Origin of the sequence: Microcystis ichthyoblabe FBCC-A1114, assembly GCF_050500245.1 — a bacterium.
Taxonomy (GTDB): Bacteria; Cyanobacteriota; Cyanobacteriia; order Cyanobacteriales; family Microcystaceae; genus Microcystis; species Microcystis ichthyoblabe_A.
Genome location: NZ_CP191408.1, coordinates 3,105,924 through 3,125,497, shown reverse-complemented (window position 1 = coordinate 3,125,497; position 19,574 = coordinate 3,105,924). Strand labels below are relative to the sequence as shown.

The following is a 19,574-nucleotide window of genomic DNA, read 5'->3' as shown; positions in this document are numbered from 1 at the left end:
TTTAAAATTCATCACACTATTTAACTAAGGAGTGTTAATTCAGTTGGAGAACCAGAAGGAAAAAATTCTCGTTGTTGATGATGAAGCCAGCATCCGTCGTATCTTAGAGACTCGTTTGTCGATGATTGGTTATGAAGTCGTCACCGCCGCCGACGGAGAGGAAGCTTTAGAAACCTTCCGCACCGCCGAACCCGATTTAGTGGTTTTGGATGTGATGATGCCGAAATTAGACGGTTACGGTGTCTGTCAGGAACTCCGCAAAGAATCGGATATTCCTATCATTATGTTAACCGCTTTGGGCGATGTGGCCGATCGAATTACTGGGCTAGAATTGGGCGCGGATGACTATGTAGTTAAACCTTTTTCTCCCAAAGAACTCGAGGCGCGGATTCGTTCGGTGTTGCGTCGGGTAGAGAAAAATGGCGCTCCGGGGATTCCTAGTTCCGGTGTGATTCATATCGGTTCCATTAAAATCGATACCAATAAACGCCAAGTTTATAAGGGGGATGAACGCATCCGTCTGACCGGTATGGAATTTAGTTTACTAGAATTATTGGTCAGTCGATCAGGAGAAGCTTTTTCCCGCTCGGAAATCCTTCAGGAAGTTTGGGGTTATACCCCCGAACGTCATGTGGATACGCGGGTAGTGGATGTGCATATTTCCCGTTTACGAGCCAAATTAGAAGATGATCCCAGCAATCCTGAGTTAATTCTCACCGCTAGAGGTACAGGCTATCTTTTCCAGCGGATTTTAGAACTAGACGAGGAATAGTTCTCAGCTATGGCACCAGCTGATCCCAATCGTATTTTAAGACTGTTACCCCTGTTCGCCGGCATCGTCGGGGGTACGGTATTAATGTTTAATCGTTTTGCCACTGCCGATTTAACCCCATCGCAAGCGCGTTCCGATGTGATGGGAGTGATTTTGAGTGGGGTTTTAATTTTGGTGGGTTTAATCTGGCAAAGAGTTCAACCCCGCTTACCGGATGCGGTGGAATTAATCGGGCGCGAAGGTCTGGAATTTGCCCCAGATTTGCCAGAATCAGTTAAAATTGAGCTTGCCTGGGCTTCCCATTTACTTTTAACCAACACCGTGACAAAATCTCTGATCGTTTATTATCAGGGAAAAGTTTTATTACGTCGCGGTATCTTAAGCCAGAATTCTGAAGTTAAAGTTAGTAATATTATCAAAAGAGTTTTAGAAACCGGTAAAGCCGTCTATTTAGTTAATTTAAATTTATATCCCGCCAAAATCGAATTTGACTATTTGCCGGAAAACACCCAAGGCTTAATCTGTCAACCCATCGGTAAGGAAGGGGTGTTAATTTTGGCGGCAAATGCGCCGCGCAGTTATACTAAACAAGATGAAATTTGGATCGAGGGAATTGCTGATAAATTAGCCAACACTTTCAGTCAGTTTTAGACGATTTCAGTAAGATTTAAGAATTTGGTTAAGATGAGAGTAGGCAATTAGCGCTCAAAATGTTATTTTCTCTCGCTGATCTATTCCTAATTTTAAGTTAATTATCTCTTCGATTCCTATTTCATCAATTATTCCCGCTACTATTCCTAAGTGATCTAGATTTTTTACTTCTATCTTTGACATTTTTCTTGACTTGAATATTTTTTGAGAACCTTTTTAGTTTCTCACTTTTTGGCTCTCTTGGGTTTGGTGGGTAAAATGTATTCTAAGATACATTCCTGCTGGCGAGGGAGTGGAAGGAACCACTCCAGACACAGAGGATGCAAAGATTGATCGCTTCTATATTAAGTTAAACTGATCAAACAAAGAATAAGAGAGCCACTTTTTCTTCCCTAAGATTATAAGTATAAATACTTAACTGGTTTTTCATTTTATATGCTACCAGTTATACTACAAGTTGAAGTGCAGAATGTGGGTTGTATTGTAAAGTTTCAATATAAATATGGTCATATATAGTCATTCATGGTAATATGTGCAGACAAAACTATCGGACTAGGCAAAAAAAACAGGAATAAGTTATCGAACGGCTTGGAGGTGGTGGAAACAAGGGAATTTAACAGGTTATCAATTGCCTTCTGGTACAATTATCACAACGGATGACAACCCTTCAAAACCCGACGCTGAGTTAAAAGACAACGGACAATAATGTTAGTAGCAGAAAGACACATTATCAAGAAAGGACATCGATTTTGGGCTGAGATAGATAATTTATCTTGGCAGTCTAAAAATCTTTACAACTCAGCCAATTATTTAATCCGACAAAACTTCATTTATGGTCATGGCTATTTGACCTATAATCAGATGGCCTCTCTGATGAAAAAGACAGAACAGTATCAAGCTTTACCCGCTAAAGTTTCCCAACAAGTTTTAAGAGTATTAGACAAAAACTGGCAATCATTTTTTGCCGCTTCATCAGAGTTTAAAAGTCACCCCGATAAATTTCTGGGAAAACCCAAAATCCCTAGCTATAAGGAGCCAAAAAAAGGAAGAAATCTCTTAGTTTACACGATTCAAGCTATAAGCAAAGTAGGTCTTAGGCAAGGAATAGTCAAACTATCAGGTACTTCAATTGCCTTGCCGACGAGAGTAGCGGAGCGCATAGCAGAAGTCAGAATAGTTCCTAAATGTGATTGTTATGTAATCGAGGTAATTTATGAGAAAACCGAACAGTTCTTAGCTCCTAATGAAAAGATAGCTGCGATGGATTTAGGCATAGATAATTTGATGGCTGTAACTTCAAATCAACCGGACTTTATCCCTTTGTTGATTAATGGCAGACCGTTAAAAAGCCTGAATCAATTTTATAACCAACGTCGGGCTGAGTTACAATCTCTGTTAAAAGGTAATCGTCAAAGTTCCCAGAGGATTCGCCGTTTAACTCGCTGTCGTAATCAGAAGATAGATAATTATCTTCATCAGGCTAGTAGTCTGTCAAGTTTGAATTGAGGGATAGAGTTTTTTTAATTTAATACGAGCATCAGCATCAGTAAATCTCCAGTCAACTGAATTTGACTTTTCATTTCGATTTTCTTCCCATGCCTTAATTTCTTGTTTTAAACTATCCATGTCTGGGATACGACGATCGAGACATTGACGATTCAAAACGCTCAACTCAATTTCTGCCATATTTAACCAGCTGCCATGTTTGGGAGTGTAATGAAATTCGAGTTTATCTAAAATTCTCTTGGCCTCTTCTGGTTCAAAGGCTTTATATAATGAGGCTTTTACATGAGTATTTAAGTTGTCTTGAATTACTCTAATTTTCTGGGCATCCGGATAACGCTCATCAACCAAATATTTCATTTGGTGTGCATAATCGCTCGCCGTCCTTTGTTGTGTAACTTCTACATGTCGCCCACCTTGTAATGGTTCAAAAAACATAAACATATTGGCTACACTATTACGCTCATATTGATAGTCATACCTTTCTGGTTCTCTTGGTTCGGCTGGTATTTTCTCTTTTGTTTCTTTGACTAATTGTTTACAACTCTCATCAAAACACAGCCAGGGATTTTGCTGGTCATACTCACTATGATAAATATCCAAGACATCTTCCATGGCACAGACAAACTCCGCTGATTCTTTTGGGGGAATGACCCATGATTGATTCAGCCATGGTTTCAATTCATTTTTTTAAGGTTTTTCTGATGGTTTCTCGTGATATTTTTTCCACATATTCAAGTTCGACCATTTTATCTGCCAGCATTTGAAGTGTCCATTTTGCTCGTCCCTTTGGTGTTTCACTACAAGCGATGGCAATCAGATATGCTTCCTTTTCCCCATCGATAATTTTGGCACGGCGATGTTCTTGCTTTTTTCGAATTAATGATGATTCAATTCCTGACTCGACAAATCTTTGTTGTACTCTCTCAATGGTGGCTTGAGCAACATTTAAGGCTTCACTAATTTTCGAGTCAGTCCAACCACCTTCCTGTTGATTGACGTCTGCTAAAAGTAGTATTCTGGCATGGTTCATTTTGTAAGCTGCTATTTTTCCTTTCTTGGTTAGCTGCTCGAGTTCAGTTCTTTCGGAGTCTGTTATATCTACAATATATTTTTTCTTCGGCATTTTTTTGTCTGAAGTTGGATAACTTCTTCCAGATTAGCTCTTTTTTTATCCCTCAAAACAAAATTGATGCTCTACTAGGGCTGTTTCATTCTCCCATCAGAATATCAAAAGTAAAAGCGATCACTATCAGGTAAAATGAGGAGTGACCGCCAACCTTTCAAATATATGTTGAGCTTAATAGAAAAACTAAAACAAGTCAAGGACTTTCGGAAAGATAAAGGAAAAAGACACCCTTTATGGATAGTATTAGTAGTAATAATACTGGGAACAATGCTAGGATACTCAGGTTATAGAGAGCTAGGAGAGTTTGCTAAAAATAATCGGCACAGGCTGAGTAAAGAATTTAACATAATTCCAGAAAGAGTCCCATCCTATTCAACAATTAAAAGGGTAATGATGGGAGTTGACTGGCAGAGTTTGTTAAAAATATTTAACGAATGGGCATTAGAAGAATATGGACAAAGAGATGATATAAATTGGCTAGGGATGGATGGAAAAAGTCTCAAAAACACCCTAAAGAATCCTAATAATGAACAACAAAATTTCATCATGTTTGTCTCATTGTTTAGTCAAGAAAGTGGATTAGTATTACACTTAAAAAGAATCGAAAACAAAAAAGGGTCTGAAATCGACGAAGGGCAAGCTATAATTGAGGATTGCTCTCTCCAAAATAAAGTTTTTACTGGCGATGCTTTACACTGTCAGAAAAAAACAATCAGCTTAATAGCCAAGAGTAAAAATGATTATGTTATCACCGTTAAAGGAAATCAGAAAAATCTTTATCAGCGAATACAAGACCTGAGTAATTCCTCAAAGCCAGAAAGTTGCTTTCTCGAACAAGATAATAGTCATGGACGAAAAATATCAAGAAAAATAGAAGTTTTTAAAGTTAGAAAAAATGAAAGACAAGGGTTTGAAAATCTGCGAAGAGTTATTAAAGTAGAAAGAAAGGGTAGTCGCGGGGATAAAACCTATGAAGAAACAGCTTACTATATCAGTAGCCTAACCGAATCCGCTCAAGTATTTGCTAAAATTATTCGAGGACACTGGAAAATAGAAAATCAGTTACATTGGGTAAAAGATGTAATTTTTGAGGAAGATAAAAGCGAGATAAGTGATTTTCAAGCGGCAAGCAATTGGTCAATTCTCACAACCATAGGATTGAATCTTTTCAGAGGTTTGGGTTTTCTCTCAATAACAGAGGGACAGAGGTGGTTAGCTGAACGTTGGGAAAAACTGATAGTTTTATCGACGTAAGAAGCAGAAAAATTAGCTAAATTAACAGGATGTACTCTCAGACAATTTCAAGAGAGATAGGCTTTTAGTGGCTTGGAAACAGGCTTTATCAATCTATTCATAATAAATATTGGCAGAAGATTAAAGATTAGTTATTATGACTAACTCTTCTGATTAGAAAAAGATAAACTTGAGAATCCTCGATCAAATTTATTGACTCAAAATCAGCTATACTTAATTTAAATGAATCAACCATACCCGGAGCCCCACCACAGGGAGCCGCACCTCCCCCCGGCGGGCCGCTCTAATCATTACTAGGGTCAACCTTGGGAGCTGTTTTAAGGGAAGGATTGGCGTTGTATGATCAGTAGGCTTGTTGACAATCCCCGAAGCGCTCAGGCGAGGGATTCTTGAGCTAATCACTGCGCTTTCTGGTTTCCCCTACTCACGTCTTACACGATTATGTCCTATCCGAACCTACTAGAATATCACTTGTTATCTAGTTGTCCACTTGTGGATAGCTCTCCAAGCGTTTTGGTCTTTCAACCAATATCCGGGTATGCCCTACCCTATCTGCCTTACGGCAAAATGTTTTTAGTTTATTTCAGTCTTGGAAAAGACTTACTCCCCTGTTTTAAGAGTTTTCGGGTGGCTCTTGTCTTCTTTTTTCTCCTCAAAAGTGCCGTACTATTGCAACGGGATTTCCACGATGTGAGCGGCATTTCAACCTGTTGACTCTCAGATTTTAACACAACTGTTTAGAGTTGTGCTTCGTGTCACTGAGCCTTGACATTGAGCCTTGACATTGAGCCTTGACATTGAGCCTTGACATTGAGCCTGTCGAAATGTGTCGAAATGTGTCGAAATGTGGACACTGAGCCTGTCGAAGTGCTGTTCTATATTGGTCGGCTTTTCATCTCCGAGGTAAAACCGAGAGTTTCTTCAAGCCGACATTTAAGGTAAATGCAATACAGATCAGAATCTATTGTTTGATGGATATCCCCTCTCTACTCCACAGGGCAGAAAAGTCCCTTCTCCCCATCTTTTCGGAAATTGACGCACAGGTCAAGGAAAATCTCCGTAAAGTCCTCGCTGCTTTCCGTGAAAACCGCGTCGGGGTGCATCATTTCGCCAGTGTTAGTGGTTATGGTCATGATGACTTGGGACGGGATACTTTAGATCAAGTGTTCGCCCAAGCCCTGGGGGCCCAAAAGGCAGCGGTGCGAGTACAATTTGTTTCAGGAACCCATGCGATCGCCTGTGCCTTGTATGGGGTTCTCCGACCTGGGGATGAGATGTTAGCGGTAGCCGGTGCGCCCTACGATACCCTAGAGGAAGTAATTGGAATTAGGGGCAGTGGTCAAGGCTCTTTAAAGGATTTTGGCGTTAGTTATCGGCAATTAGAGCTAGATTCTACCGGTGCGATCGATTGGTTGGCTTTGGCAACAGCAGTGAAACCCCAAACCCGTTTAGTGCATATTCAAAGATCCTGCGGTTATTCCTGGCGATCGAGTTTGTCTATTGACGAAATCGAGAGAATTGTCCGTATAGTTAAACAACAAAATCCGAATACGGTCTGTTTTGTCGATAATTGCTATGGGGAATTTATCAACACCCAAGAACCCACCGACGTGGGGGCAGATCTGATGGCCGGTTCTCTAATTAAAAACCCCGGAGGTACAATTGTCACGGCCGGGGGATACATAGCAGGTAAAGCGGAATTAGTGGAAATGGCCTGCTATCGTCTGACAGCACCGGGGATCGGTAGCGAGGGAGGGGCAACTTTTGACCAAAATCGTCTCCTTTATCAGGGATTGTTTCTAGCGCCGCAAATGGTGGGAGAAGCGATGAAAGGCAGTCATTTAATCGCCTATGTGGGCGATAAGTTGGGTTATCCGGTCAATCCTGCCCCTTTTGTGCCTCGACGCGATATTATTCAAGCGATTAAACTCGGTTCCCCCGATAAGCTGATTGCCTTCTGTAAAGCCATTCAAGCCTATTCTCCCATCGGTTCCTACTTGGATCCCATTCCTGCCCAAATGCCGGGCTATGAGAGCCAAGTAGTGATGGCTGGTGGCACGTTTATCGATGGTAGCACCTCGGAATTCTCCGCCGATGGACCCCTACGGGAACCCTATATCGTTTTTTGTCAGGGGGGAACCCATTGGACCCATATTTCCCTAGCTTTAGAACAAGCGATCGCCGCTTTATCTTAAACGGTCCCTCTCACTTTCCTTCTCTCCTCTAGTTAATCCCAATCGAACTTTAAAAACTCAGTTATGGATTATTTCTCACCACTTTCCCATACTTTTTAAACAGGATTATAATAACAGTGGTACGATAAAACCGATCAAATATCTAAGGAGTTGTCATGAATTACAATCGCAATATGTTCCCATTCATAGCGGGGGGAATTTTAATATTAGCTTTTACTACCATACTGCGCCCTTTTGCCGTTATTGATACTGGCGAACGCGGCGTTGTCATGTACTTTGGCAAAGTGCAAAAACAAATCCTCGATGAAGGAATTCATCCTGTTATACCGATTGTCACCAAGATCAAGACCCTCAACGTTCGAGTGCAAACAACGGAAGTAAAGGCAAAAGGAGCTTCTAAAGATTTGCAAGATGTGGAAACAACTATTATCGTTAACTGGCACATCGACCCCGACAAAGTCAATCAGATTTATCAACAAGTTGGGGATATCAATGAGATTGTCTCTGGTATTATCAACCCAGCAGTATCGGAAATTGTCAAAGCAGCAACAGCACAACGTGCCGTACAAAATATCTTGCAAGAGCGAGGAGAACTCAAACGTGAAATTGACACTTCCCTCGCCCAAAGACTAAGACGTTATGGGATAATTATCAATGATGTATCTCTCGTTAATTTTGGTTTTTCTGAAGAGTTTAACGCGGCGATTGAAGCCAAACAAGTAGCAGAACAAAAGGCACAAGAAGCTGCTTTTCGCGCACAACAAGCAGCACAGGAAGCGAAAGCGGAAATCAACCGTGCGAAGGGACAGGCAGAAGCTCAAAAACTATTGCGCCAAAACCTAACAGCAGAAATTTTACAACAACGAGCAATCGAAAAGTGGGATGGACGTTTTCCTATCGTCATGGCTGGTTCAGGCTCCCTTCCCCTGATCAATATCGATTCCAATTTATTATCATCTCAAAAAAAGTAAATAACTTTAGTTCGCATTAAAGAGATTTTACCATGACTTCCACGAAAGAATAGGGCCGACTGGCTAAGGTAAAATTTCCCACAAGAACTGCTGGGGCTGCATCTTAACTTAGTAAAAATATCGACAATCGGGAATTATCAGTGATTTTTAAATTATTCCCAATATATGAACAACCACAGGTGAGTATCGTAGATTGACAAAAATGAGATGCACCCAGTTTCCAACTTGTCTAACTCGATGCCAGACGAGAAAATAAGCACAAATTTAACTATACTCATTAGAATATAAATATCAACGACCACGATTAAAAACTCTTATGCGGGTAACTCTAAAATCGGCCTTGAGTGACAGTAATATCGATGCTAATCAAAGCAGCAGTCAACGTCAACTGATGCTATCGATCGCCGCCACCAGTGAACAGATTGACACAAATTTACCGATTAATCTTTGTTTAGTTCTCGATCATAGCGGTTCTATGCAGGGAAAACCCCTAGAAACGGTCAAAAAAGCGGCTTTAAGTTTAATAGAATCCCTCGGAGTTAATGATCGTCTCTCGGTGATAGCTTTCGATCATCGCGCTAAAGTTATTCTTCCCTCCCAATCGCGACAGGATGATCTGACCTTAATTCGCTCAAAAATTCAACAATTACGAGCGGGAGGAGGTACGGCGATCGATGAAGGGATAAAATTAGGCATTCAAGAAAGTTCCAGCGGCAGCAAAGGTTATGTATCTCATATTTTTCTGCTTACCGATGGTGAAAATGAACACGGAGATAATCAACGCTGTTTAAAATTAGCCGCAGTAGCAGCTGAGTACGGTATCACCTTAAATACCTTCGGTTTTGGCGATCATTGGAATCAAGATATCCTAGAAAAAATTGCCGATATCGCCGGCGGAAGTTTATCCTATATCGAAAGACCCGAACAGGCTTTAATTGAATTTACTCGTCTGTTTAACCGTCTGCAATCTGTGCGGTTAACTAACGCTTTCCTGCAATTAGAATTAGATGCTCGGACTCATTTAGCCGACTTAAAACCCATTGCCCAAGTTGCTCCAGAAACTATAGAAATGAGCTTACAAAAAGAGGGCAATTTTTACATCACCCGTTTGGGGGATTTAATGATAGATGAAGAAAAAATTCTCCTCCTCAATCTCTATATTGACCAAATTCCCCCCGGTACTCACACCATAGCTAAGGTGAAGATTCGCTACGATGATCCCGCTTCCGGTCAAAAAGGGCTAGAAACTGCGACTTTTAGCCTTGATATCACCTCCCAAGCTCTCTATCAATCCCAATTAAACGATCAAGTTCAGAAATCAATTCTGACTTTAGCCAAATATCGTCAAACCCAAATCGCCGAAGAAAAATTAAAACAGGGCGATCGAGCAGCCGCCGCCACCATGCTACAAACCGCAGCCAAAACGGCCCTACAATTGGGAGAGAAAAATGCCGCCACTGTCCTCCAAACTAATGCCACCCGTTTACAGGTGGGAGAAGAATTGAGCGAGGGAGATTTAAAGAAAACCCGTATTATTGCTAAAACAAGACTACAAACCGATGAATAAACTACTTATTGAAACAAAATCCCAATTCCTAGCAAAGCAATTGTCACTCCGAAAATCGCCCGCAAGTTAATCCGATCCCCCATCATGGCTGCGATCGGCAGGACAAATAAAGGACTGGTAGCGGTGAGAGTTTGGGCAATACCCACAGGAGAGAATTTTAAAGCAGTTTGCTGTAACCAAATGCCTAAAAACGTACTGCCGAAAGCAGTGACAATAATAATAGCAATCAGACGCAATGACCAGTTAATCGGTGGTGATGATTCCTGACGGCGAAAAAACATTAGAATTAACACTATTCCCGTCCCCGCTAACAGACGAAACAGGGCACTCTGCAAAGAAGACATTCCCGACTGCACCAGTGCCTGACGAGATAAAACCGCCCCCACCGCTTGGGAAATCGCCGCAATTAAAGCCCAGGCAATTCCTTGCCGCCAGGGGCGTTGACTATTGATTTCGGGAGTTTTTTCGGAAATAACCCAAGCAACCCCGAAGATGGTCAAAATAATGCCAATATAAGCCGATATTTTCAGGGATTCCCCCAAAAAAGTCGCCGCTAGAATTGCCCCCAACGGAGGCGAAAGGGTTTCTAACAGGAGGGTTTTTCGCGGTCCCAAATAATTGAGGGCGGTAAAATAGGCCGTGTCACCGATTCCTATACCAATTGCGCCACTTGTCAAGAGTATAAATACCGAACTTTGTTGATTAACATCGTGCCATTGTCCGGAAAGGGGCAGCGTCAGGGCAATTAAAGCGATCGCGACTACTCCTTTCAGAAAATTAAGCAATAAAGGCGGGATTTTCTGGCCTAATAGGCTATAAATCGCCGCAGAAACCGCCCAAAGCGCCGCCGCACTCAAAGCCGCTATCTCTCCCGTTAAATTTTCACCGAGACTAAATCCGTTGAGCATTATTATATTTGTCAGGAGACAGTATTAAGAAGACTCCGAGACTATTTTTATTTATTATCCCCACTTCCCACACCCCCGCTAATTTAGTGATTTAATAAAACCGACCACTGCTGCAGAAGATAAAAACTATGTGTATTCTCGGTTTTGATCCGGGTAAGGATAAATGTGGGATCGCGGTCAGGTCATCGACGGGGAAAATTTATACCCATGAGGTGATATCATCGTCACAAGCGATCGAGCGTTTAGCCAGTCTCTGTCAACAATATCCGATCGAATTATTGGTGATGGGGAATCAAACCACCTCAAAAAGTTGGCACGAAAAAATTGCCGCTCGTGTCACCATCCCGATTACTCTAGTAGATGAACGCAATAGTACCCTAGAAGCTCGCGATCGCTATTGGCTGATGTTTCCCCCCAAAGGATTACAGAAACTCATCCCCCAAGGTATGCGTCTTCCCGATCGCCCCATTGATGATATAGTGGCGATTCTGCTGATTGAACGTCATTTACAGTCAAAATAATGTCACACTACAAAATAGACACAGCAGGGTGAATTGACGATGCTCCTAAGTAAAGGTTTTGAAGTGGAAATGTACACCGGAACAGCAGCCGGAGAAATTATCGGTTTATCCGATCGCATTGTCAAGGATTTAGATGGTTTTGTCCGGGAACCGGATAGTCGTAACGTAGAATATACCACGGCTCCCATGACTAACTATGACCGTCTTTTATGCGCTACTTTAAAACCTCGTCTAGCTCTACGGCAATATTTGCGTCGTTTAGGCGATTATACCCTCATCCCCGGCAGTACCCTCTCCTTGGGCGATAGTCAATATTTTTATCGCAGTGACCCCCACAATCCCTATCATGACTATATCGAACAGACCTACGGCACTAATGTAGTCACGGCCAGTATTCATATTAACGTCGGTATTAGCGATTATGAGGATTTAATGCGTGCCTGTCGCTTAATTCGCCTAGAAGCTCCTTTATACTTGGCTTTAAGTGCTTCCTCTCCCTTTCTCGACGGTAAAATCACCGGTTCCCATTCCCGTCGTTGGCAAGTTTTCCCCCAAACTCCCGCTTATGTTCCCCTCTTTGAAAGTCATAAACATTTTGTCACTTGGACCGAGGAACAATTAAAACTCGGTACGATGCAGAATGTTCGTCATCTCTGGGTTTCGGTACGTCCTAACGGTAGCAATCGTCCCTATAATCTCAATCGTCTAGAATTGCGAATTTGTGACCTGATTGCTAATCCTATTAGTTTATTAGCAGTTATGGCTTTTTTAGAGGCCCGTTTAACTCAACTTTTACAAGATCCCCAATTAGACCCCTTAATTTTAAGTCAATTACCCAGTAGCAATCGCAGCGAGGATTTATTAACTTTAACCCAAGAAAACGAACAGGCTGCCGCACGTTTTAGTCTTGATGCCACCCTGAGACATTGGTACGATGGCCGGGAAATCTTAGCTAGGGATTGGATTAAAGACCTCTATGTTCAAGTTTATCCCGTTGCTAAAGAAAAGGGTTTTAGTTGTTTCCTCTCTCCCCTACAAAAAATCCTCCGTGAAGGTAACACCGCACAACAATGGTTAAAACAATCCGACCAGGGGATGGATGTTAAAAGTATTATCAAACAGGCGATTATTACCCTAGAAAAACAGGAACGAGAGTTAGAACATAAATTATGTCAACATATTCTAGTTGCCTGAATAAAAGACTTTTTCTCTAATTATTTGGCTCTCTTGAGGTTATATCGACAACATTTTTCAGGATGATAGGATAAGCTGGAATTATCGAAACCGTAGAAATAATAGATAAAATGAGTAATCTCCTCTGGCCGCGTTTCCTCAAGAAAGCTTACCGTCAAGAACCAATAACTAGCTTTATCTTTACCGCAGCGGCAATAGATGTCATCATCGGGGTTCTAGGACAAAGATGGACACTGCTATCCTTAGGGGCAACGATTATGGCGATCGCTATATTCGCCAGGTGGCAACAGAGCCAAAAAAGCAAGGCAATCAACAAAGAAGAAGCAGCAAGATACTATTTACCGCCCCAATCAAGTCAAGTAGCTTTACCAACCCTGAAAAACGAAAAAAATCGACCTTCTTAGCTCAGAAATCTGACCTTGCTTGGCAATCAATCCCCTCAAAGGCTAGAATCTATAGCACCGTTCATTTGTTAATATTCAACTAAATTTATGAAATTCCGATTTACGCGTGGGGAGAAACTTGTCGGGGCAATTGTGGTCAGTGTCTTAACCACGCTGACAATCGGGCAACATCAGCTTAGTCAGGCCCAAAGTCCTATTGCTCCCCCTAAACCCGCGGCTGAAAGTGGCGAAAAAACCCCAGAAACTATCCTAGTAGAAGGTTTAGGCAGACTTACCCTCGCTAAAACCCTAGAAGGGCAACAATCCACCCCTAATGCTGTGATTTTCAGCCCCGATAACCAATTAGTTCTCGCTGGTGGTAGTGATACGGATCCTCTCCTGAGAATTTGGTCCGTAAAAACAGGGCAAAAAGTTTCCCAAACTCGGGCCCAAAGAACCAGCGTCAAAGCTTTAGCCATTAGTCCCAACGAAAGATTATTAGTTAGTAGCGGTTTAGATGGTTCGATTAATTTTTGGAATCTGGTGGAAGGCAAGTATTTGGGAATTGCCCTCGAACACGGTAATACGGTCCTCGCCCTTACCGTTACTCCCGATGGTAAAACGTTAATTAGTGGTGGTTTGGAAGGAATTCGCCTCTGGACAGTGCAACCCCCCCGCCGTCCCCTCTATCGTTTAAATTGGGTGGGTAATTTTGTTTATTCCTTAGGCATGAAATCCGATGGTGTCACCCTTGCCAGCGGTCATGAAAACGGTGAGGTACATTTTTGGGACATCCGCGAGGGCAAATTTTTATCGAAATTTGCTGCCCATCCCCAAGCGGTGAGCCAGCTTTTATACACTCCCGACGGTAAAAATTTAATTACCGGTAGTTTAGACCGCACGATTAAAATCTGGGATACGAGCAATAATCAGTTATTATTTACCCTCGTCGGTCATACGGCCCGAATCCGTTCCCTGGCACTCCATCCTAAGGGACAAATTCTCGCTAGTGCTAGTAATGACGGTGTGCGTTTATGGGATGTGACCACGGGGAAACAATTGGCCTGGTTTGATAATAATTCCGACTGGGTGGAATCCCTAGCTTTTAGTCCCGATGGGCAGTATTTAGCTAGTGGTAATTATGATTTTAAAATTCGCCTCTGGCAATTCGTTCGTTAGGCAAAAATGCCCCCATTTAGCCTTTAACCACTTCTAGAAAAGCCGATTTCGCCGCTGCCTGTTCCGCTGCTTTTTTGCTTCTGCCAGTTCCCATTCCTAATTTCTGCTCATTTAACCACACTTCCGCGCAAAAACGTTCTTGATCTAAACCATTGATTTCTTTAACTAAATATTGCGGCAGTTTTTTGTATTTTGCTTGTGTCCACTCCTGTAAGGCATCCTTATAATTCTGGCGGGCCGGATCTCGACGGATTTCGGCCGCTTTTTCCCGCAGTGGTTCATCTAACCAAGAACGCACTAAAATCATTGTCTGTGTACTAAGATATAATGCTCCCAAGACCGCCTCAAAAGCGTCTGCTAGTCGAGAAATTCGCCCCGCCCGATCAATACTCGTACTACTTGATACCAATAAATAACGCTCGAAACCGTAGCGATCCGCAAATTCCGCCAGAGTGCGATCGCTAACCATCATCGATCGCAGGGCAGCAAATTCTCCCACGAGCGCCTCCGGATAGGTTTCTAACAATACCTCCGCCGCCACGAGTCTTACCACAGAATCGCCTACAAATTCCAATTGTTCATAATTCTTATCACGGGAAACACTGGGATGAGTTAGGGCCAAATCTAATAAATCCCATCTGACGGGGACATCAGCTGATAAACCCAGCTTTTCCACTAGGGTTTTTAATTGTTTTTGGCGACGCGGATCACTTAAGGACATGGGAGCGGGAAGAAGGGGGTGTAGGGTGTGGGGTGTGGGGTGTGGGGAGAATAAATAAAAGCAATCTCCTATCTCCTGAATACTGACTCCTGACTCCTGATAACTAACTCCTGAATACTGATAACTGATAACTGATAAAGGAGAGAGTCAGACATAAGCCGAATTCTGTATTTCCCAACAGCAGTAAAATTGCTTTTACCTTTGTTGGAATAGAGGTTATCTATCTGGGATAATTGTTACCAATTACCTCAAGCGGTTCCTAAAAACGGGACAGGAAAAAGACCAACCTTTGTCCCTCCACCTTGCTCCCCACTGGGGTTTACCGAGCCAGTACCTCTCGATACTGCTGGTGCGCTCTTACCGCACCTTTGCACCCTTACCCCCAATCAGTTATCAGTTATCAGTTATCAGTTATCAGTGGAAAGTTATCAGTGAAAAGTTATTAGTTATCAGTGAATTTACTTTCGTTACTGATTACTGATCACTGTTTACTGATTACTGAAAAAAGGGGGCGGTATTTTTCTGTGGCACTATCCTCACGCTCACGCGCACTGGACGTTATCCAGCAAGTGTGGTCTTTCGGGAGTTCGGACTTTCCTCGGAATCATTAATCAAATGACCCCGCAACCTCTAGACCAACTCTCTCTTATTCTCTAGTATGACTTACCAGAGACTCGATCGCTCATATATCCTAGTCAATAATCAGTGATCAGTAAACAGTGAACAGTGAAAAGACAGCAGGAAACTGCTATTTAATACTGCTCGCTTAATACATACTGCTCACTTAAAACTCAAATCTGATAACTGATAACTGATAACTGATAACTGCTCAATGTCGATCGCTCTCAACGTTAAGATCAAAGGTAATGGCTATCCGATTCTCTGTCTGCACGGTCATCCCGGTTCGGCAGGTAGTATGTCTGTATTTACCGATCATTTTTGCCAACGTTGGCAAACCCTGGCACCGGATCTGCGCGGCTACGGTAAAAGTCGTTATGGCCTGGATTTTCAGCTAGAAGAACATCTAGAGGATTTAATCGAGCTGCTCGATCGCCAAAAAATCCAGCAATGTTTAATTCTCGGTTGGTCTTTGGGGGGTATAATCGCACTGGAATTAGTATTGCGGCATCCCGATCGCTTTCCTGGTTTAATTCTCGTGGCGTCGGCCGCACGGCCTTGGGGTAGTCATCCTCCTATCACCACCACAGATCTGATTTTGACGGGGATGGCGGCAATTCTCAATCAGATTAAACCAGGATGGCGTTGGAATATTGATACTTTTGCCCGTCGTTCCCTGTTTCAGTACCTTTTTTCACAACATCAAGCGATATCCTATCAATATCTCGCTCAAGATGCTGTTACCGCCTACTTAGGCACTTCTCCAGCTGCTAATCGCGCTTTAAATCGGGCTTTAAAAAAAGGTTACAATTGTTTAAAATCTCTTGACAAAATCACAATTCCCTGCTTAGTTCTGGCGGGGGCAAATGATCGCCATATTACCAGTGCCTCGAGCCAAGAAACAGCCGAAAACCTGAAACTGTCTCAGTGGAAATGTTACCCAGATACAGCCCATCTTTTCCCCTGGGAAATCCCCGACCTAGTTTTAGGGGACATTGATAATTGGTTAGCGGAACATTTTAGCGATAAACTGGCAGAGTGAAGTGAAAACTACTGCCGTGGTCGGGGACACTATCCACCCAAATTTGACCGTAGTGGGCGCGAATAATCTTGCGACAGACCGATAACCCGATGCCATAACCTTCTTTACCCTCATCCCGTTTGAGACGCACATGACCCTCAAAAATATGCTCTTGTTTCTCTTCGGGAATGCCGGGGCCAGTATCACTGATGCTCACCTGTACTTTTTGAGTAGTACGATGGAGGACAGAAAGGGTAATTGCGCCGCCAGCGGGAGTATATTTGATCCCATTCTCCAAGAGATTAATAATCACCTGTCGGATTAACTCCTCATCAGCATAGACGGGGGGCAAATCTTGGGGGATATCGCTTTGGAGAATTAAAGTCTTTTCCTGAAAAGTATCGGTAAATTGAGACAAAATTTCCTGACAAAGAGCTTGCAGATAAAATTTACTCTGGTGGAGAGTGAATTGCGCCGCCATGCTCTTAGAAGCTTGCAGAATATCTGTGATCAAACGGTTCATAATCCGGAACTGTTTGCGGGCCTGTTGGTGCAGTTGTTCTCGTAATTGCAGACTGCGCTCAGTATCTGGTTGATGATAGGCTAATTCGAGGGTTTCCACAGCGATGGAAGCAGCGGTGAGAGGACTGCGTAAATCGTGGGCTAACATAGCCAAAATTTGGTCTTTAAATTTTAATTGTTCTAATAATTCTTCCTTTTCCTGTTTGAGACGAAAAACCTCATCGGCAATGCGGATGAGTTCGCCCGAATGTTCCACCTCTTGAAGTTGTCCATCCTCAGCGTGATCATTTTTAATCTCCTCTTTAATCGCTTTTTGCCAACGTACCAACCATTTTTTAAACTGTTCCACCAGATTGCTGCCCGCGAGGGTATGGCGGGGGCCGGGGGCAATTTTGACCAAGGCGGGGGTAGCTACAAGGCGAAAATGTTCGACTAAATGAGGTTGCTGGCGAATTTCGATGATTTGTAGGTCAATTGGGTAATCAGACTGTAAAGACTGGAGATAGGACTGAATTTGACGGATAATTTCTTGAGAACTGGGACGGTCATCAACAAATAGCAAAAGTTGAATCGAGAGAGGCGTTGTCGTCTCTCTTCCTAAAGCAGTCAGTGGCTCGTTAGATGGGAGCATCGGAAAATTAGTAAACCTAGGGATTAACGGGATCGATCGACGATTGATCGACTTTTATCATATTCTTTATTGTAGAAGCTTAAGATAGTATAAAATCTACTCAACCTAATCTTAAAGTTTTATTCCTTAATTCTAAGAAGAAATCCTATGGCTTTTGGCTATGTTGCCCTAGTTCTCCACGCGCATCTCCCTTTCGTCCGCCATCCCGAAAGCGATTACGTCCTCGAAGAAGAATGGTTATACGAAGCAATCACAGAAACCTACATCCCTCTCCTGCAAGTTTTTGAAGGTCTCAAGCGGGATGGTATCGATTTTAAAATGACCATGAGCATGACTCCGCCTTTGGTGTCGATGCTGCGGGATCCGTTACTGCAAGAGCGTTATGAAGAACACTTAGGTAAGTTAGAAGAATTAATTGCTAAAGAAATCGACCATAATCAACATAATGGCCATATTCGCTACTTAGCCGAATATTACGCTGAATCCTTCCAAAGTATCCGACAAACTTGGGAAAAATACGATGGAGATCTGGTCAAAGCCTTTAAACAATTCCTCGACAGTAATAACCTAGAAATTATCACCTGTGGTGCGACCCATGGTTATATGCCCCTGATGAAAATGTACCCACAAGCGGTGTGGGCGCAAATTGAGGTGGCCTGTCAACACTACGAAGAAAATTTCGGTCGTCGTCCCAAGGGCATTTGGTTGCCGGAATGTGCCTACTATGAAGGGGTAGAAAGAATGTTAGCCGATGCGGGCATTCGTTACTTCCTCGTCGATGGCCACGGTATTCTCTACGGTCGTCCGCGCCCCCGTTACGGCAGTTACGCGCCCATTTTCACAGAAACCGGGGTGGCCGCTTTCGGTCGTGACCACGAATCTTCCCAACAGGTTTGGTCTTCCCAAGTCGGTTATCCGGGGGATATAGTTTATCGGGAATTCTATAAAGATTTGGGCTGGGAAGCGGAATACGAGTATATTAAGCCCTATATCATGCCCAACGGTCAACGCAAGAATATAGGCATTAAATACCACAAAATTACTAGCCGGGACGGTGGTTTATCGGAAAAAGGGCTTTATGACCCCTACTGGGCCAAAGAAAAAGCCGCCGAACACGCGGGCAATTTTATGTATAATCGCGAGCGACAAGTGGAGAGTTTAGCGGGAATTATGGGCCGTCCCCCCCTGGTTGTTTCTCCCTACGATGCCGAGTTATTTGGTCACTGGTGGTATGAGGGACCCTGGTTTATTGATTTTCTGTTCCGTAAGTCCTGGTATGACCAAAATATCTACCAAATGACCCATTTAGCCGATTATCTCCGGTCTAACCCCCATCAGCAGGTCTGTCGTCCTTCCCAATCCAGTTGGGGTTATAAGGGTTTTCACGAATACTGGCTAAATGAAACCAACGCTTGGATCTATCCTCACCTGCACAAAGGCACGGAACGGATGATTGAATTAAGTCATCATGAAGCGGAGGATGAATTGCAGGAACGGGCTTTAAATCAGGCGGCCCGGGAGTTATTATTAGCGCAATCTTCTGACTGGGCTTTTATTATGCGAACCGGTACCATGGTTCCCTATGCTGTCCGGCGCACTCGTTCCCATCTGCTGCGATTAAATAAAATCTATGAAGATGTGAAATCCGAGAAGATTGACTCTGGTTGGCTGGAAAAAGTCGAGGAAATCGATAATATTTTCCCCAATATTGATTACCGTGTCTATCGACCTCTGTAATCTCGGTTAGAGATTAATAAAAATTTTGGTGCGTTACAAGCTGTAGCGCACCTTGTTGCTTTCTGATTCACTCATTACTTGATCTCCTGTAGATTTC

At 42.8% G+C, this 19,574-nt stretch carries 18 protein-coding genes, 1 other RNA gene and 1 pseudogene; 14 read left to right on the top strand and 6 right to left on the bottom strand.

Annotated elements, in window-relative coordinates; genetic code table 11:
* The first annotated feature begins 43 nt into the window (after positions 1-43).
* Both rpaB and ACQY1Y_RS15035 read left to right on the top strand, forming a co-directional pair.
* A complete protein-coding gene (gene rpaB / locus ACQY1Y_RS15040) occupies positions 44-772 on the top strand; it encodes a response regulator transcription factor RpaB (protein WP_002734727.1) in 729 nt (242 codons plus the stop codon).
* A gap of 9 nt (positions 773-781) precedes the next feature.
* Positions 782-1,423: a cofactor assembly of complex C subunit B gene (locus ACQY1Y_RS15035; RefSeq protein WP_002731649.1), complete on the top strand. Its 642-nt coding sequence runs from the start codon at positions 782-784 to the stop codon at positions 1,421-1,423.
* Positions 1,424-1,483: 60 nt separating this feature from the next.
* Here ACQY1Y_RS15035 and ACQY1Y_RS15030 read toward each other — a convergent pair.
* Positions 1,484-1,606, bottom strand: a pseudogene (locus tag ACQY1Y_RS15030) (DUF4277 domain-containing protein); the annotation flags it as partial.
* Between the two features lie 522 nt (positions 1,607-2,128).
* Between ACQY1Y_RS15030 and ACQY1Y_RS15025 the strand changes: the two are divergent.
* The gene (locus tag ACQY1Y_RS15025) at positions 2,129-2,929 is read left to right on the top strand and encodes an RNA-guided endonuclease InsQ/TnpB family protein (protein WP_430013061.1); all 801 of its coding nucleotides are present in this window, start codon (positions 2,129-2,131) and stop codon (positions 2,927-2,929) included.
* Here ACQY1Y_RS15025 and ACQY1Y_RS15020 read toward each other — a convergent pair.
* Positions 2,915-4,052, bottom strand: a protein-coding gene (locus ACQY1Y_RS15020) for an IS630 family transposase (RefSeq protein WP_430013060.1) whose coding sequence is annotated in 2 segments (ribosomal slippage) — positions 2,915-3,617 and positions 3,616-4,052 — 1,140 coding nt in all. Because the reading frame shifts where the segments join, the coding sequence is not laid out codon by codon here. The two genes, ACQY1Y_RS15025 and ACQY1Y_RS15020, sit on opposite strands and share 15 nt — an antisense overlap.
* Before the next feature lie 165 nt (positions 4,053-4,217).
* Here ACQY1Y_RS15020 and ACQY1Y_RS15015 point away from each other — a divergent pair.
* The 5 genes from ACQY1Y_RS15015 to ACQY1Y_RS14995 all read left to right on the top strand — a co-directional run bounded on the left by ACQY1Y_RS15015 (position 4,218) and on the right by ACQY1Y_RS14995 (position 10,042).
* Positions 4,218-5,309, top strand: a complete 1,092-nt coding sequence (locus ACQY1Y_RS15015) for an ISAs1-like element ISMae8 family transposase (RefSeq protein WP_430013059.1) — start codon at positions 4,218-4,220, stop codon at positions 5,307-5,309.
* 441 nt (positions 5,310-5,750) lie between these two features.
* Positions 5,751-6,023 carry a hypothetical protein gene (locus ACQY1Y_RS15010; protein ID WP_176721705.1) on the top strand — a complete coding sequence of 91 codons (273 nt, stop codon included), beginning with the start codon at positions 5,751-5,753 and terminating at the stop codon, positions 6,021-6,023.
* A gap of 257 nt (positions 6,024-6,280) precedes the next feature.
* Positions 6,281-7,504 (top strand): aminotransferase class I/II-fold pyridoxal phosphate-dependent enzyme, encoded by a 1,224-nt coding sequence (locus ACQY1Y_RS15005; protein ID WP_430013058.1) that lies wholly within the window; start codon positions 6,281-6,283, stop codon positions 7,502-7,504.
* Between the two features lie 155 nt (positions 7,505-7,659).
* The gene (locus ACQY1Y_RS15000; protein WP_002732478.1) at positions 7,660-8,475 is read left to right on the top strand and encodes a prohibitin family protein; all 816 of its coding nucleotides are present in this window, start codon (positions 7,660-7,662) and stop codon (positions 8,473-8,475) included.
* A gap of 316 nt (positions 8,476-8,791) precedes the next feature.
* A complete protein-coding gene (locus tag ACQY1Y_RS14995) occupies positions 8,792-10,042 on the top strand; it encodes a vWA domain-containing protein (protein ID WP_002732528.1) in 1,251 nt (416 codons plus the stop codon).
* A 5-nt stretch (positions 10,043-10,047) separates the two neighbouring features.
* Here the strand turns inward: ACQY1Y_RS14995 and ACQY1Y_RS14990 are convergent, their stop codons facing one another.
* Positions 10,048-10,950: a DMT family transporter gene (locus ACQY1Y_RS14990; protein WP_130757263.1), complete on the bottom strand. Its 903-nt coding sequence runs from the start codon at positions 10,948-10,950 to the stop codon at positions 10,048-10,050.
* A gap of 128 nt (positions 10,951-11,078) precedes the next feature.
* On the opposite strand from ACQY1Y_RS14990, the gene ACQY1Y_RS14985 reads away from it, so the two are divergent.
* The 4 genes from ACQY1Y_RS14985 to ACQY1Y_RS14970 all read left to right on the top strand — a co-directional run bounded on the left by ACQY1Y_RS14985 (position 11,079) and on the right by ACQY1Y_RS14970 (position 14,227).
* Positions 11,079-11,471: a pre-16S rRNA-processing nuclease YqgF gene (locus ACQY1Y_RS14985; protein WP_316578412.1), complete on the top strand. Its 393-nt coding sequence runs from the start codon at positions 11,079-11,081 to the stop codon at positions 11,469-11,471.
* 39 nt (positions 11,472-11,510) lie between these two features.
* A complete protein-coding gene (gene gshA / locus ACQY1Y_RS14980) occupies positions 11,511-12,665 on the top strand; it encodes a glutamate--cysteine ligase (RefSeq protein ID WP_002773150.1) in 1,155 nt (384 codons plus the stop codon).
* 110 nt (positions 12,666-12,775) lie between these two features.
* Positions 12,776-13,069 carry a hypothetical protein gene (locus tag ACQY1Y_RS14975; RefSeq protein ID WP_002755534.1) on the top strand — a complete coding sequence of 98 codons (294 nt, stop codon included), beginning with the start codon at positions 12,776-12,778 and terminating at the stop codon, positions 13,067-13,069.
* A gap of 87 nt (positions 13,070-13,156) precedes the next feature.
* On the top strand, positions 13,157-14,227 hold the full coding sequence (locus ACQY1Y_RS14970) for a WD40 repeat domain-containing protein (protein ID WP_430013057.1): 1,071 nt from the start codon (positions 13,157-13,159) through the stop codon (positions 14,225-14,227).
* Positions 14,228-14,243: 16 nt separating this feature from the next.
* Here ACQY1Y_RS14970 and rnc read toward each other — a convergent pair whose 3' ends face one another.
* Together rnc and rnpB are read right to left on the bottom strand one after the other, a co-directional pair.
* Positions 14,244-14,948, bottom strand: coding sequence for a ribonuclease III (gene rnc, locus ACQY1Y_RS14965; RefSeq protein ID WP_043998670.1), 705 nt, complete (start codon positions 14,946-14,948; stop codon positions 14,244-14,246).
* Positions 14,949-15,087: 139 nt separating this feature from the next.
* Positions 15,088-15,591, bottom strand: an RNA gene (rnpB, locus tag ACQY1Y_RS14960) — RNase P RNA component class A.
* A 189-nt stretch (positions 15,592-15,780) separates the two neighbouring features.
* Here rnpB and ACQY1Y_RS14955 point away from each other — a divergent pair.
* A complete protein-coding gene (locus ACQY1Y_RS14955; RefSeq protein ID WP_430013056.1) occupies positions 15,781-16,608 on the top strand; it encodes an alpha/beta fold hydrolase in 828 nt (275 codons plus the stop codon).
* Here the strand turns inward: ACQY1Y_RS14955 and ACQY1Y_RS14950 are convergent.
* A complete protein-coding gene (locus ACQY1Y_RS14950; RefSeq protein ID WP_002773187.1) occupies positions 16,586-17,740 on the bottom strand; it encodes a histidine kinase in 1,155 nt (384 codons plus the stop codon). The two genes, ACQY1Y_RS14955 and ACQY1Y_RS14950, sit on opposite strands and share 23 nt — an antisense overlap.
* 147 nt (positions 17,741-17,887) lie before the next feature.
* Here ACQY1Y_RS14950 and ACQY1Y_RS14945 point away from each other — a divergent pair, with 147 nt between their 5' ends.
* A complete protein-coding gene (locus ACQY1Y_RS14945; RefSeq protein ID WP_004161142.1) occupies positions 17,888-19,477 on the top strand; it encodes a glycoside hydrolase family 57 protein in 1,590 nt (529 codons plus the stop codon).
* The last annotated feature ends 97 nt before the right edge of the window (positions 19,478-19,574 follow it).

Coding starts and splice junctions, on each gene's coding strand:
- ACQY1Y_RS15035 (WP_002731649.1), top strand. CDS start 782: ATGGCACCAGCTGATCCCAATCGTATTTTAAGACTGTTACCCCTGTTC.
- ACQY1Y_RS15025 (WP_430013061.1), top strand. CDS start 2,129: ATGTTAGTAGCAGAAAGACACATTATCAAGAAAGGACATCGATTTTGG.
- ACQY1Y_RS15015 (WP_430013059.1), top strand. CDS start 4,218: ATGTTGAGCTTAATAGAAAAACTAAAACAAGTCAAGGACTTTCGGAAA.
- ACQY1Y_RS15010 (WP_176721705.1), top strand. CDS start 5,751: ATGTCCTATCCGAACCTACTAGAATATCACTTGTTATCTAGTTGTCCA.
- ACQY1Y_RS15005 (WP_430013058.1), top strand. CDS start 6,281: ATGGATATCCCCTCTCTACTCCACAGGGCAGAAAAGTCCCTTCTCCCC.
- ACQY1Y_RS15000 (WP_002732478.1), top strand. CDS start 7,660: ATGAATTACAATCGCAATATGTTCCCATTCATAGCGGGGGGAATTTTA.
- ACQY1Y_RS14995 (WP_002732528.1), top strand. CDS start 8,792: ATGCGGGTAACTCTAAAATCGGCCTTGAGTGACAGTAATATCGATGCT.
- ACQY1Y_RS14990 (WP_130757263.1), bottom strand. CDS start 10,950: ATGCTCAACGGATTTAGTCTCGGTGAAAATTTAACGGGAGAGATAGCG.
- ACQY1Y_RS14985 (WP_316578412.1), top strand. CDS start 11,079: ATGTGTATTCTCGGTTTTGATCCGGGTAAGGATAAATGTGGGATCGCG.
- gshA (WP_002773150.1), top strand. CDS start 11,511: ATGCTCCTAAGTAAAGGTTTTGAAGTGGAAATGTACACCGGAACAGCA.
- ACQY1Y_RS14975 (WP_002755534.1), top strand. CDS start 12,776: ATGAGTAATCTCCTCTGGCCGCGTTTCCTCAAGAAAGCTTACCGTCAA.
- ACQY1Y_RS14970 (WP_430013057.1), top strand. CDS start 13,157: ATGAAATTCCGATTTACGCGTGGGGAGAAACTTGTCGGGGCAATTGTG.
- rnc (WP_043998670.1), bottom strand. CDS start 14,948: ATGTCCTTAAGTGATCCGCGTCGCCAAAAACAATTAAAAACCCTAGTG.
- ACQY1Y_RS14955 (WP_430013056.1), top strand. CDS start 15,781: ATGTCGATCGCTCTCAACGTTAAGATCAAAGGTAATGGCTATCCGATT.
- ACQY1Y_RS14950 (WP_002773187.1), bottom strand. CDS start 17,740: ATGCTCCCATCTAACGAGCCACTGACTGCTTTAGGAAGAGAGACGACA.
- ACQY1Y_RS14945 (WP_004161142.1), top strand. CDS start 17,888: ATGGCTTTTGGCTATGTTGCCCTAGTTCTCCACGCGCATCTCCCTTTC.